This is a genomic window from Granulosicoccus antarcticus IMCC3135 (assembly GCF_002215215.1).
Classification (GTDB): domain Bacteria; phylum Pseudomonadota; class Gammaproteobacteria; order Granulosicoccales; family Granulosicoccaceae; genus Granulosicoccus; species Granulosicoccus antarcticus.
The window spans coordinates 6,971,302-6,984,698 of record NZ_CP018632.1; the positions used below are offsets into that span (position 1 = coordinate 6,971,302).

Consider the following 13,397-nt stretch of genomic DNA (forward strand, 5'->3'; position numbering starts at 1 on the left):
GCTATTCAGCTCGCGGGTAGCTTGTCGAAAATATGTCATCCACCGGCGGATGGTTCAGTGTCCGTTCCGGGTAGAGTGAAATGATCTTGTCGAACTGCTGCTGTGCCTGCACCCAGTCCGCATCGTTATCCACACCCGGAATCTCCCCGTCAACCAGAACATGTCGGCCATGGATGAAGACATTGCTGACATCCCGACCACTGCAGCCGGTCATCAGGCTTTGTACCGGGTCAGGCCCGCATAAACTGCGGTCCAGCTTGATGACAATGATATCGGCGCACGCTCCTGACTCAAGCTTGCCCAAATCAGGGCGTTTCAAAGCCGTAGCACCTCCCAGAGTAGCCGCATCGAACAGACTCTCACTTCGACAGCTTTCAACACCTGCGCTGTCTGCGGCACGATTCATGATGACGCCTTGTTGCAGATTCTGAATCATGTCAGGTGGCCAGGTATCGGTTCCCATGGCCAGCTTCATGCCACGGGCCTTGTAACTCATGAAGGAGTCAAGTGTGCTGCCATGTCGAGCCGATACCAGTGGACAATGCACAACTGTTACGCCGGCCTCCACGGCCAGCTCAATATCCGTATCGGTCATATGCACCCCGTGTGGCAGCAAGCAACCATCGGATAGAAAATTCAGCTTATCCAGCCACTCGATGGGTGTACTACCATGCATCTGCTGAATTAGCGCCAGCTCCGTCGATGACTGACAACAGTGCAACCTCACCGGTACGTTCAAGCGTTTGGCAGTCTCTGAGGTTCTTTTCAGAAGCTCAGCGGTACAGGTCTCAATACGATCCGGAGCCAACATGCCTCTGAGCAGCGGGCTGTCATTGTCCTCCATACGCTGGGCAAAGGCTGCAGCCGCCTCAAGCTCTGCCAGGCCTCGCTCTTCATCAAACTCGGCTACTACCTGGCCATTACTTTCCACCACCTGATTGCCGGTCCGATAAGCAGGCCCCAGATAAACGCGCAAGCCCAGAGCATCTGCCGAACGGGCCGCACTTTCAAACTCTGCCACCGTCTCGCCCCACGCTCTATAAAACAATGAGGCAATGGGCAGTGCGGTGGTAATGCCGTTACGAATCAGTTGAGAAAAGGCAAAGTGCTTCTGGAATGCCAGCTCCTCGGCTGAGTACATTTCGAACGGGCCTTTTTCGACATAGCTGCGCGGCCATACTCTGCCAGTGGAGGCAGGCGATGCATTGTCGTAGGATAAAATGGTGGTATCCAGATCCGACAACGCATCCAGATCGATAAATCCCGGGGATATGATCGCTTCACCATAGTCAAGGCGCTTATCCACAGGCCCTGTATAACCATGGCCCACATGCACAATGTGGTTGCCGCAAAAAACCACCTCAGCATGCTCATACACACAATGCTCGCCATTCGCATGCCCGATAACCCATCGAGCGCTCAGTAGCGTGTGCGTGGAGTTCACCGCGCCAGAAGCAGACATTCGCCATTCTCCGCTATCGTTTTACCCGCCTTTAAAACACGCTTGCGGGCCGGGCTGCTGACGATCATGTCTGTCAGGCTTTCACCATCCACCAATACGCAATCAGCATCGCAACCCGGTGCAATGCCGTAGTTATCAATATCCATGGAAATAGCACCACCATAGGTGCACACATCCAGCGCAATTTCCACTTCATCATCACGCCTGAAGTTATTTCTCTGCGCCAGGAACATGGCTCGATCCAGCATGCAGGCATTGCCAAAGGGCCCCCAGGTATCCCGAATACCATCAGAACCGGAGCAGACCACAACACCTGCATCACGCAGTTCTTGAATAGCCGGCGCCGTCACCGCAGCAGGGCCGGTGGTCATGATGCGAATACCGCTCTTGGCCAGCTGCTCGGTCAATTGCGCCACGTACTTGCGATCAGGCTGTCCCAGACAAAAAGCGTGGCTCACCACTACCTGATTCTGCATGCCCAAAGCTTGTGTGCGCTCAATGATCATCTCCATCGAAAAGCAGCCCATTTCACCGCGTTCATGCAGATGAATGTCGATCGGTTTGCCATAACGCTCGGCCAACGAAAACAGGGTGTCCAGATGCCCCTTGGGGTCACGATCAATGGCACACGGATCCAGGCCGCCCACCACTTCACAACCCAGCTTCATGGCCTCATCCATCAACTCCACCGTGCCGGGGCGCGTCATCATTCCTGACTGAGGAAAGGCAACCAGCTCGATATCGATCCAGCCACGCATTTTGTCCCGCGTTGCCATCACGCCTTCAATACCTTTCAAGCCGTGTACGGTATCTACATCCACATGGCTACGAATATGGGTACTGCCCTTGGCCATGGACACAATGGCCTGCCGTTCGCTTTGCACCTGCGGGTCCATCCCCAGAGGGATTTTTGACTCGCGTTCGTTGGTGATCTTGTCAACCAGCAGCGGGCCCACCTCATTGCGATACCAGGGCAAACCCAAGAGCGACTTGTCCAGATGCGTATGTGCTTCTATCAAACCGGGTATCAGAATGGCATTCTCACCATCGATAATCTCTATACCCTCCACAGGCGACTGCCCTGCCGCGGCAAATTTGCCATCGACGATCAGTACATCGGTGGCAGGGCCTGCCATGGGTCTAACGTTCTTCAATAATACAGAGTGTGTCATTACATTTACCTATCGAAGTTTGGGGTTCAAGGCGTCGCGCAACCAATCGCCGATCATGTTCACCGACAGCACGATGAGGCACAGTTGTATTGATGGAAACAGAACCACCCACCAAAGACCTGAAAAAAGAAACTGATTGCCAATGCGAATCAAGGTACCCAGAGAAGGCTGATCAGAGGGCATGCCTACACCCAGAAAACTCAGCGTGGCTTCCGACAGAATGGCCAGACCAAAATTGAGGGTGGCCGCTACCATGATGGGCGTCAGTGTATTGGGCAGGATGTGGTTCAGCAGAATTCGCCAGGGCCGCACCCTGATCAATCGCGCTGCCTGCACGTATTCTTTACTTTTCTCAACCATGGCAGAGGCACGCACCGTTCTGGCGTACTGAACCCAGGAAGGCACCGCAATCGCTACCACCAGGATCATGCTGGTCAGGGAATCTCTGACGCCTACCGGCAAGGTCTGGGCAGCCATGGCACTGATCAGAATGGCGATTAAAATAAACGGCATGGACAGCAACACATCACCCAGGCGCATCAATACATTATCAACCCAGCCCCCGTAGTAACCAGCGATGAGGCCCAGTGTCAGACCCACGCTCAATGCCAGTAGCACCGATAAAGCCCCGATAATCAACGAGGTTCGTGACCCATACAAAATGGCCGAATACAGATCTCGTCCCTGCACATCGGTACCCATAACATAGGGCATTGACCCGCCTTCCAGCCAGATAGGGGGCAGTTCCGAATTCATCAGATCCAGCGAGGCAAGATCGTACGGATTCTGCGGCGTTATCCACGGAGCAAAGACACTGGAGAGCACCACGATAGCCAGTAGAATAACGGCGAAGATAGCCGACGGACGCTGTGTAAAGCTCCACCAGAGCTCACTGTTTCGCCAGCGATTAATGGCAACCATCTCAATGGCCATTGGACGCTCCTCCTTTGACTGAGGCGTCATTACGCAGACGCGGATCAACGTACGCATAGGTAATATCCACCAGCGTATTGATAAGAACAAAAATGAATGCGACCACCATCAGATAGGCTGCCATCACGGGAATATCTACAAAAGTCACCGCTTGAATAAACAGTAAGCCCATACCCGGCCACTGGAAGACGGTTTCGGTCACCAGTGCAAAGGCAATCAAATTACCGATCTGCATACCGGTGAGTGTAATAACCGGCATCAGACAGTTGCGTAGCGCGTGTCGCCAATGCACCACACTCAATGGCAAGCCGCGCGCCCGGGCAAACTTGATGAAGTCCGAGCGGAGCACTTCCAGCATTTCTGCCCTGACCAGGCGCATTACCAGTGTGATCTGAAACAGTGACAAGGAGATGGAGGGCAGCACTAATGCCGCACGCCCGCTGGAGGTAAAAAAGCCGCTGCTCCACCAACCAATATCAACGGTATCTCCCCGCCCGAACGCCGGTAGCCAGCCCAGGGTCACCGAGAACACCAGTATCAACAAGATACCCACAACAAAGCTGGGCAAGGAGACACCGATAATCGAACCTAGCTGCAATCCATCAGCCAGTTTGCGCTCCTGATACACCGCAGTCAGCACCCCAAAAGGAATGCCGATAACCAGCGACAAAACCGTGGCCACAATGACCAGCTCGAAGGTGGCTGGAAACCGGTCTGCCAACAACACCATCACATCCTGTTGGTTGCGGTAGGAGATACCAAAATCCCCCTGTACCGCATTACCTACAAACCGGGCATATTGAGTCATCAAGCCATCGTTCAAGCCGAGCCGCTCACGCAGCTCGGCTCTGTCCGACTGGGTTGCCTGCTCATTGACCATCATCTCGACAGGGTCGCCGAAGAAGCGGAATATCATGAAGGCCAGAAAGGCGACGGCCAACATGACAAAAGCCGCGTTCAACAAACGTTTTAACAAGAATGCAAGCATGGTAGGAAGCAGGCTATTAGATGAAGAGCACGAGGATGTGTTTTAGATGCGGTACTACTTCATCGATGCGTACCAGAGGCGAGGCTTGTTATCCGGAAACAACGGCATGTCAGAGACATTCTTGGTTGTTGCCCAAACCATTGGCTGCTGATGCAAGGGAATCATGATGACTTCATCCTTGACGATTTGCAGTGCCTGGGTCTCCAGCGCAATGCGTTTTTCCAGGTCCAGCTCCGAACCGGCACTTTGCACTAACTTGTCCAGCTCCGGGTAGGACCAGTCGCCCCAGTTGAACACTCCTGAATTACCCTCTTTGCTGTGGAAAATCTGCAGCAAGGGGCTGTAGGCATCCAGCATCGGCAATGTTGCCCAACCCAGGGTGTAGACGTCGGCCTTGCCCGTGGTGCGCTTTGGGGTCTGTACCGCCTGTGGTGCAACATCCAGATTCGGTTTCAGACCAATTCGGCTCCACATGGCTGCGATGGCCTGACAGATCTGTTCCTCATTCACCAGACCGTCTTGCAGACAGTTGAAATCAAACTCCAGACCTTCTGGCACACCGGCTTCTGCCAGCAGTGCCTTGGCTGCATCCACATCAAAGGCAAAACGCTCATCCAGTGCTTCGGTATAACCGGGAATGGGCGGAGCTATGACGGCACCGGCATTACGGGACTTTTCGCGCATGACTTTCTTGCGCAGCTGTTCCATATCAATCGCCTGATACAGCGCCTTTCTGGCTCTGACATCCTTGAAGGGATTATCCAAACCACTCACCAGCTTGTCCCTAAAGCTCATACCCAGCATAACCGTACGCAAGTCCACGCCTTCTAGAACGTTCACATCAGGTGCGGCTGCCAATCTGGGCAAATCCTGAACCGGTGCATCATTGGTAAAGTTGATTTCACCTGACAACATGGCGGCCACTCGAGTAGCTGCAGAATTGACCGGCAACAACTCAAAGCCTGTCAGGTTATGTTCAGGGGTATCCCACCAGTCAGGGTTGACTACAAAGACGGTCTTGGCGTCAGGCTGACGACTCTCGACAATAAACGGCCCGGTGCCATTGGCGTTATAGGTGGCATAGCCTTCGGTGCCCGCTCCAATATCGGTAGGCAGCTCGGCATCATTCTCAACCATCCATTGTTTATCAAAGATATGGATGTTGGTCAGATCGTTCAGCAGTAGCGGATAAGGACCAGTGAGCACCACATCCACGGTCAGATCATCAACTACTTTCGAGCTCACATAGGCTGGAAGATTACCTTTCAGTGGAGAGGTTTCGTGACTGACCCGTTGCAATGAAGCAACCACATCTTCAGCGGTAAAGGTATTGCCGTTGTGGAATGTCACATCGGGTCGCAACTTGAAACGCCAGGTGATCTGATCGTCCAGAATCTCCCAGGACTCAGCTAGTGCTGGCTCTATTTTCAGGTTCTTGTCGTAACGAACCAGACCTTCATAGGTGTGGTTCAGCACATTGATGGTGAAGCTATCACCATAGGAATATGGGTCGAGTGAACCGATATCACGGCTCGCTCCCCACTTCAGAACATCGGCCTGGGCCGTAGAACATGCCAGCAATAGTGCTGCTGAGGTAAGGATGAATTTCGGTTTAAGTCGCATGGACGTCTCTCGTTTCCTGCACATCAGAAGTTCGGAGTAATTATCCTAGCAGGATCGTATACAAAATGGATTATTTTTTGTATACGTTTTTTTCTTATATAGTATCCTATCATCACAGACTCGCCTCACTCCCCCATCGCAAAGCAAGATGACGTCAGCTAAACAACCTTTTAACGGCATGATCGTCTATCAACGACTGCGCCGAGCTATCCTGGAACAGGCACTGCTACCGGGCACGCGACTCAGAGAAGATGCTATTGGAGAGCAGTTCGGCGTTAGTCGAACCATCGTGCGCCAGGCACTGGTCAGGCTCGAAACCGAACATCTGGTAGAAACTCAGCGCAATCGCGGATCGTGCGTGGCAGAACCATCTCTTGACGAGGCCGAGCAGATATTCGAGATCCGGCACTGCTTAGAGGGCGAAGTCATCCGTCGACTGGTTGATCGCATATCGGTAATTGGCCTGGAGTCGCTGGATTCACATGTAGCCCATGAGGCCCGTGTGCAAGGCAAGAATGGTCCGGCATCCATACGTCTGGCAGGCGAGTTTCATATCCTGCTGGCCGAACTCACTGGCAACAAGATTCTGGCCAACTACGTCTCAGAGCTTGTTACCCGCTGCTCACTGATACTGGCGATGTACAGCAGAAGCCACTCAAGTGACTGCGCGGTTAATGAGCACCGCAGCATCATTCAAGCTATTCGTGACAAGGACATCAAGAGCGCCATGACCATCATGGATCACCATCTGGGCGCAGTACAGGGTCGTGCTGATTTGTCCGGCGATGAAAAAGACAACCTTCAGTCAGTACTGGCTCGATACGCAGAGGACCCACCTGCATGACCCACACTCAATTCAATTTCGACAGCCTTAATCCGAAAGACATCTACAAACTGCTTATCGGTACGGTTGTTCCCCGCCCTATTGCCTGGGTCACCACAATCAGCACCGATGGCGTGCCGAATGCGGCACCTTACAGCTTCTTCAATTGCTTATCCTCTGACCCACCCATTCTTGCACTGGGAATAGAGAACAGAGTTGACCGCACATTCAAGGATACGGCCGCCAATATACGAAGCACCGAAGAGTTTACCGTCAACATCGTCGGGCGCTCGAACATCGATGCGATGAACATCACCGCAACCTCATTCCCGGAAGAGGTCAACGAGATGGAAAAAGCGGGCCTCACCATGATCGATGGTAGCTCGGTCGCCTGCCCACGAATTGCTGAAGCTCCCGTATCGTTTGAATGCAAACGTCACGTGGGGATTGAAGTCGGCAGCTCTCGCGAGATTGTTCTTGGCCTTGTTCTTCGAGCCTTCATTCGCTCGGATATCGTCAACCCGCAGAATCACCATACCGACCATGAAAGACTTGATGCCGTTGGCAGAATGGGTGGCCAGGGTTATGCGTTCTCGCAAGACTACTTCGATCTACCCGGCATGAGTGTTGAGCAGTTCGACTCCGGTCACTACCCGCGTTTCTCAGGAACGGAATCCTAGATTCGTTCGAAGCGACTAAACATTTGATTAAAGCCTTAGGGATCGTGAAACAATCCCTTTTGCCCTGCAATCCTATGTGTGCGCTCAGCGGCTGGATGAAGGTGTTGGTAGCTCCGCCTGAGGTGACTGTGATTTCAAATGTCACTTCTCTGCAAAGAGCAAAAGGTATTATGGTCAGAACCCCAACTTTGAACGCCACTTGTAGAGCTGGGCCGCACTCATGCCGTGTTAAAAGAACTCCATAACTCATTGATACCCAGCTGGGTTTTTACTGGTTGGAAACCACTGTGCCAAATACATCGTTGAGTGTGACCTGAACCTGCAGGGGTGTGCCTGAAGTATCGCTGCCAGGAAGAGCATCAAGAGTAAATGTCAATGGTTCGGAGGTCGAGTAATGATAGACATCGTCGCCCACAATCGTGGCAGACACGGTGCCCGTCGCAGAGTTCCACGTAGCATTACCACCGTCTATGGAGTCCACGACAACCGCGATGTGGGCAACGGGTGAACCTGGACTATTTCGTAGGGCCTCGATGAGCTCTTGGAGCGATCCAACAAGCGTGTAATCGCCAGCGCCTGATTCATTAGCTGCAATATTAATTACAGATCCCACATCAACGTTGGACCCAAAATTAAAACCGGTCGTAGAATTCGATGTTGATAGATACTCGGTTAGCGCGATTTGCTGCGATCGCTCAACATCGCCTGTAAAAGCAACCCCATCAACAGTCCAGCTTAGTCCAGAGGTAACGTCACCGGTTTCAGTCGTACTCTCAGCTTCGTTCTCAGTCGGGTTGAGCGGATTCGTGGTATCTGCAGGTTCACTGGATGAGCTACTACAGCCCAGTAACCCTCCAACCAATAATGCGGATACGACAATTTTTGAGATTCTGGCGATCATTCTACAATTCCATTCAGTAAAATTTTACTAGCTGAATTCAGCTTATCACTAACGGCAAGAGCCAAACGGATAGGCTCCACTAGCAATTATGCTAGTGCTTATGCTCATCAACTTTAAACATATCGCTATTACAGTCAGTAACAAAAGCTCTTTTGGAGTGGCATCCGATACTTGTTTATCGATCACCCCGTTCCGGCCGGGTCAGCTTCACCCCATTTGCTCGCGCCCAGAGCTGCAAATCCCGACGCGACAGACAGGCGGCCATCAGCTCTGGAAACTGATCTGGCGTACAGGCAAACACAGGGATACCGAGCGCGGCGAACTTGGCTGCATTGGTTTTACTGTAGTAGGGCTCACCCTCATCGCTCAATGCCAACAAGACGATCAGCTGCGCACCGCTGTCGATAATACGAGCCGCCGATTTAAGCATCTCGGCGGGGCTACCGCCCTCCTCCAGATCGGAAATAAGCACCATGGTGGTATCACCGGGCCGCGTTATATGACCGGCGCAGTATTCAATGGCTTTACGAATATCCGTACCACCACCCAGCTGTGTACCAAACAGAATATCAACCGGATCGCTGAGCTGGTCGGTCAAGTCGACGACCGCGGTATCGAACAGGACGAAGCGCGTACTCATGGCGGGCAAGGATGCCATGACGGCCCCGAATATCGATGAGTAGATTATGGACGCTGCCATTGATCCGCTTTGATCAATACACAGCACAACATCTTTCAACGATTGTCGTTTGCGACCATAACCCACCAGGGTCTCCGGGATAACGGTCTTGTATTCTGGCTGGTAGTGACGCAGGTTCTTCTTGATAGTGCGATGCCAATCAATCTCGCGCTGACGCGGGCGCGGGTTGCGCACATTTCGGGCAAGTGCCCCGGTGACAGCAGAACGCGTGGGCTGTTCCAGTTTGCGCAGCAGTTGATCAACCAGTCGGCGCACCACATGTCGTGCAGTTTCTCGGGTCTGTTCGGGGATCATGTGGTTCAACGACAGAATGGTTGAGACCAGATGCACGTCAGGTTCGGCGGCGGCCAGGGTTTCAGGCTCCAGTAGCAACTGCTTCATGTCCAGACGCTCGATCGCATCTTTTTGCATAACCTGTACAACACTTGAGGGGAAGTACTTGCGTATATCACCCAGCCAACGGGTCAACCGGGGGCTGGAGGCACCCAGACCCCCTCGGCGTGAGCTACTACCGCCTTGACTGGGATCGGTGTCATACAGTGCTTCCAGCGCCTGATCCATACGCTGGTCATCATCAGACAGACTGGGCTGTAGAGCACTGGCCGGTTCGCCCAGCATCAGGCGCCAACGTCGTTCGCGAGAATCAGTCATGGGCGGGAGGTGGCAAGTTCAATAGCGTGGTGACAGTGGTTAGTGCAGGCAAGGCCTGCTCAAAATCAATATCGAACGAAGGTGCCGTGACCGAACCGGCAACGGGGCTGGCATGCAAGCCTTTGGACTGAACCACCTGTCCTATCTGGCTTCGCTCGGGTCTGGAGAACTGACCAAAGGTGCGACGCAGCAGTGGCAGTATTTGCACAAAGCCCGACTCTGTCAGTGTTGGCAACCAGTCATCAACCAGCGCCAACAGGGCCGTATCGTGAACCAGTATGGCACCGCTGGCAGACAAAAAACCTTCCAGCCAGGCGGCAGAGTCTGCAGGCTCGTTGCCGCTTGACAAGGCGTAGCTGAACAGCGTGGCAATGGCCGGCTTTTCCAGCTCATTCGCATCACTCAGTAACCGTGTGGCGCAGCCCTTGGGTTCCGGACTGCTCGCCTCACTGTTGGCAACCGCTTGCAGACTACGCATGAAGGCTTGAGTCATGTCGTTGTCTTGCAGGGTATTCAAGGCCTCGGCATAGCGGCGCAGCAGTGCGACCAATGCACTGGCCTTGTCATCAGCCAGGCTGGCACTGGTCGGCACCAAGGCCACGTGAATACGTGTCGTCAGTTGCCCAAGCACATGCCACAAGGCTGTGCTGTCTGTCTTGCGAACATCACCGTAGCGCACAATGCGCACCAGGGCGGGTACCGCCCGCATCAACTCGACCGCATCGCTGGTGGAGGCCGCACTCTGGTTCAACTGATTAACCAGTATCGGCGCGATATCAGGTAAATCGGCTAATAAAGCGAGATCAAGGCGCTCGGTGATGGTTTCGATGCTGGCGTCACCGCCCTCGCTCAGCAGAGCCTGACCTGCCGCAAATTCAAGGGTATTGCCATAGCGCGAGGCATCCACAATATCCAACACAAATCCTGGCTGCCACTCCAGACGCCAGCTTTCCTTGAAGGTACCTTGTGTACGCGAATGGGTTTTCCTGCCATAGCGAATGGACAATGCCTGCAGTCGATGCAGGAAGGCACTGCGGTTGCGGCCTGATTCTTCACGCAGATCAAGTACCAGCTCACGCATTTCAGCGACAGGCTTTAAACGCAGGCGCTTCTGCGTTGCTTCAATATCTCGCTGCAAGGGCAGATTGGTAATACCCTCTGGCACCGTGCCCATCTTCTTGCCAATCAGCAGCGGCTTCTTCAGTAAAGCCAGTGGAGCCTGCTCTCCTGCACAGAATACGGTGCGAATGGCCTCCAGAGACTCGTCCAGACCCGGCTTGGGCCGACCACGCATACCCGCCAGAGACTCAGCCAGACGAGTGGCTTCGATGATAGAGGCCGGCGAACCTTCCAGATCCGCCTGACGAAGCACACGGGCCGCTTTGGTCATCCAGGTGGTAAAGGGATAGCGACGGCAGGACCACAGATGATCGTACCAACCCGGCGATCGAACACCTGCGCCGTAGCCACTCTCCGCCGCCAGCCGCTCATAGGTCCAGGGCGTCCAGGTGGCGGATACCTTGACCTTGGGCAACCCTTTGAGCAAGGCGTTGTCTTCACTGACCTTGGGCACGTTGGCCAGAACCGGGGCATGCCATGCGCCGCAAACAACGGCAATATTAGTAAAGCCATCCTTTTTCGCGGCACGAATCTGCCGTCGCATCCAGGCCTCGCGCTGCAAGGTGCGATCGGACTCGACGTTGGCAAGCTCGGCACGCAATGCCGTCACCGCTTCAAGAATGGCATCGAAAAAACTGGCCGAATCACTGCGCTCCTCCAACTTGTCATTCCACCAACGTTCGCCATCGGCATATCCGTCGGCGCGAGCAAAATACCCTAATGGGTCACCGGTTGGATCAACCCTCATGTCAGCAGTGGAATCCGTATTCGCCGCACTCGCCGCACCGGCCTCTTCAGCAGCAAAAGCATCCTCTGGCGATGACTCAACCCGCAACTCTGCCTCACGCTGCAATTCAGCAGCGACCTTATCGGCGGCTTGCAAGGCAAAACTGTGTGCAGCCGGCAAGTCCATGCTGCGCACCGGACAGTTGTTTTCCTGCGCCCATTGCAGCGCCTGCCATTCCGGTGAAAAACGGGCGTAAGGGTAGAAGGCTGCAATCTGCGGAGAATCCGCCTGATACAACAGCGCCGCAAAGGGCGGTTTCATCTCCGGGTTTGCCGCATCTGCCAGCAGGCTATCAACCTCCGCTGGTGCCTCTACCAGAATGGCATCAGGTTGTTGAGCTTCGAGTGCCAGCAACAGGCTGCGTGCGCATCCCGGCCCGTGATGACGGATACCATAGATTTTCATAGCGGAGCCCTAAGCAACTAAATGTCGCAGACTGCTTTCCGACGTTTCCAGATATGACATCGCCAACCTCCCTTCACAGTTGATCCCGGCAGGCGCGATAAAGATCACTCCAACCATTACGCTCCTTGATCACCGTCTCCAGATACTCTCGAAACACGGTAGGATCTTGTGAAGGATCTTTAACTACAGCTCCTATCATGCCGGTCGCCAGGTCATGCGCATTCATCTTGCCATCACCAAAATGACCCGCCAGACACAGACCATTGGTTACTACAGAAATAGCCTCGGCGGTGGACAAGGTGCCACTGGGGGATTTGATCTTGGCCTTGCCATCTTCTGTCATCCCCGATCGCAACTCGCGAAAGATGGTGACCACACGACGAATCTCTTCCAGTGCGGCAGGTTCGGCTGGCAGGGCCAATGCACTGGCCATCGACTCGACCCGCGACTGGACGATGCTGACTTCGATATCAAGACTACGCGGTAGTGGCAAGACCACGGTGTTGAATCGTCTTTGCAGGGCTGACGAGAGCTCGTTAACGCCACGATCTCGCGAGTTGGCGGTAGCAATCACGTTGAAGCCTGCCGTGGCCTGAACCTCTTGGCTGAGTTCGGGAATCGGCAGAATCTTCTCGGAGAGAATCGTGATAAGCGTATCTTGCACATCAGATGGAATGCGCGTGAGCTCTTCAATGCGGCACAACTTGCCATCGCGCATGGCATGCATCATTGGCGAGGGAACCAGAGCATCCATGGAAGGGCCTTTGGCCAATAGCTGCGCATAATTCCAGTTATAGCGTAATGCCTCTTCACCGATACCCGAGGTGCCTTGTATCAGCAACGTCGAGTCGCCGGTCACAGCAGCCGTCAGATGCTCCGAGACCCAGGACTTGGCAGTACCCGGCACGCCCAGTAGCAGCAAGGCCCGGTCGGTGGCAAGCGTGGCAACGGCCACCTCCATCAATCGCCGGTCACCAATGTATTTGGGCGATACCACGGTGCCATCTTCCAGGGTTGTGCCCAGTAGATAGTCAGTGACAGCCCAGGGTGACAGTTTCCACTGCGCAGGCCTGGGCCGCGTGTCGAACTTCTCCAGGGCAGTCAGTTCTTCGGCGTACAGCGATTCGGCGTGTTCACGCAAGACAGTCGTCAT

At 54.1% G+C, this 13,397-nt stretch carries 11 protein-coding genes; 2 read left to right on the forward strand and 9 right to left on the reverse strand.

The window, feature by feature from the left end; genetic code table 11:
- Position 1 precedes the first annotated feature (1 nt).
- From IMCC3135_RS30235 to IMCC3135_RS30255, 5 genes are read right to left on the reverse strand one after another with little or no spacing between them, the layout of a single operon-like run.
- Positions 2-1,462 (reverse strand): chlorohydrolase family protein, encoded by a 1,461-nt coding sequence (locus IMCC3135_RS30235; RefSeq protein ID WP_088920973.1) that lies wholly within the window; start codon positions 1,460-1,462, stop codon positions 2-4.
- Positions 1,441-2,634, reverse strand: a complete 1,194-nt coding sequence (locus tag IMCC3135_RS30240; protein ID WP_088920974.1) for an amidohydrolase family protein — start codon at positions 2,632-2,634, stop codon at positions 1,441-1,443. Before IMCC3135_RS30240 ends, IMCC3135_RS30235 begins: the two co-directional genes overlap by 22 nt.
- A gap of 9 nt (positions 2,635-2,643) precedes the next feature.
- Positions 2,644-3,567, reverse strand: a complete 924-nt coding sequence (locus tag IMCC3135_RS30245; protein WP_205737785.1) for an ABC transporter permease — start codon at positions 3,565-3,567, stop codon at positions 2,644-2,646.
- A complete protein-coding gene (locus tag IMCC3135_RS30250) occupies positions 3,557-4,555 on the reverse strand; it encodes an ABC transporter permease (protein ID WP_088920976.1) in 999 nt (332 codons plus the stop codon). Before IMCC3135_RS30250 ends, IMCC3135_RS30245 begins: the two co-directional genes overlap by 11 nt.
- A gap of 54 nt (positions 4,556-4,609) precedes the next feature.
- Positions 4,610-6,178, reverse strand: a complete 1,569-nt coding sequence (locus IMCC3135_RS30255) for an ABC transporter substrate-binding protein (RefSeq protein WP_088920977.1) — start codon at positions 6,176-6,178, stop codon at positions 4,610-4,612.
- Between the two features lie 148 nt (positions 6,179-6,326).
- Between IMCC3135_RS30255 and IMCC3135_RS30260 the strand changes: the two genes are divergently transcribed.
- Together IMCC3135_RS30260 and IMCC3135_RS30265 are read left to right on the forward strand one after the other, a co-directional pair.
- Positions 6,327-7,022, forward strand: coding sequence for a GntR family transcriptional regulator (locus IMCC3135_RS30260; protein ID WP_088920978.1), 696 nt, complete (start codon positions 6,327-6,329; stop codon positions 7,020-7,022).
- Entirely contained in the window at positions 7,019-7,681 is a 663-nt protein-coding gene (locus IMCC3135_RS30265) for a flavin reductase family protein (protein ID WP_088920979.1), read from the forward strand. Before IMCC3135_RS30260 ends, IMCC3135_RS30265 begins: the two co-directional genes overlap by 4 nt.
- 268 nt (positions 7,682-7,949) lie before the next feature.
- Here IMCC3135_RS30265 and IMCC3135_RS30270 read toward each other — a convergent pair whose 3' ends face one another.
- The 4 genes from IMCC3135_RS30270 to IMCC3135_RS30285 form a co-directional block, all read right to left on the reverse strand.
- Positions 7,950-8,582, reverse strand: a complete 633-nt coding sequence (locus IMCC3135_RS30270) for a hypothetical protein (protein ID WP_088920980.1) — start codon at positions 8,580-8,582, stop codon at positions 7,950-7,952.
- A gap of 175 nt (positions 8,583-8,757) precedes the next feature.
- Positions 8,758-9,933, reverse strand: coding sequence for a VWA domain-containing protein (locus IMCC3135_RS30275; RefSeq protein ID WP_088920981.1), 1,176 nt, complete (start codon positions 9,931-9,933; stop codon positions 8,758-8,760).
- On the reverse strand, positions 9,926-12,244 hold the full coding sequence (locus tag IMCC3135_RS30280) for a DUF5682 family protein (protein WP_088920982.1): 2,319 nt from the start codon (positions 12,242-12,244) through the stop codon (positions 9,926-9,928). Before IMCC3135_RS30280 ends, IMCC3135_RS30275 begins: the two co-directional genes overlap by 8 nt.
- 73 nt (positions 12,245-12,317) lie before the next feature.
- Positions 12,318-13,397: an ATP-binding protein gene (locus IMCC3135_RS30285; RefSeq protein ID WP_088920983.1), complete on the reverse strand. Its 1,080-nt coding sequence runs from the start codon at positions 13,395-13,397 to the stop codon at positions 12,318-12,320.

Excerpts from the sequence above, each read along its gene's own strand:
- IMCC3135_RS30235 (WP_088920973.1), bottom strand. The coding sequence starts at position 1,462 with ATGTCTGCTTCTGGCGCGGTGAACTCCACGCACACGCTACTGAGCGCT.
- IMCC3135_RS30240 (WP_088920974.1), bottom strand. The coding sequence starts at position 2,634 with ATGACACACTCTGTATTATTGAAGAACGTTAGACCCATGGCAGGCCCT.
- IMCC3135_RS30245 (WP_205737785.1), bottom strand. The coding sequence starts at position 3,567 with ATGGCCATTGAGATGGTTGCCATTAATCGCTGGCGAAACAGTGAGCTC.
- IMCC3135_RS30250 (WP_088920976.1), bottom strand. The coding sequence starts at position 4,555 with ATGCTTGCATTCTTGTTAAAACGTTTGTTGAACGCGGCTTTTGTCATG.
- IMCC3135_RS30255 (WP_088920977.1), bottom strand. The coding sequence starts at position 6,178 with ATGCGACTTAAACCGAAATTCATCCTTACCTCAGCAGCACTATTGCTG.
- IMCC3135_RS30260 (WP_088920978.1), top strand. The coding sequence starts at position 6,327 with ATGACGTCAGCTAAACAACCTTTTAACGGCATGATCGTCTATCAACGA.
- IMCC3135_RS30265 (WP_088920979.1), top strand. The coding sequence starts at position 7,019 with ATGACCCACACTCAATTCAATTTCGACAGCCTTAATCCGAAAGACATC.
- IMCC3135_RS30270 (WP_088920980.1), bottom strand. The coding sequence starts at position 8,582 with ATGATCGCCAGAATCTCAAAAATTGTCGTATCCGCATTATTGGTTGGA.
- IMCC3135_RS30275 (WP_088920981.1), bottom strand. The coding sequence starts at position 9,933 with ATGACTGATTCTCGCGAACGACGTTGGCGCCTGATGCTGGGCGAACCG.
- IMCC3135_RS30280 (WP_088920982.1), bottom strand. The coding sequence starts at position 12,244 with ATGAAAATCTATGGTATCCGTCATCACGGGCCGGGATGCGCACGCAGC.
- IMCC3135_RS30285 (WP_088920983.1), bottom strand. The coding sequence starts at position 13,397 with ATGACGACTGTCTTGCGTGAACACGCCGAATCGCTGTACGCCGAAGAA.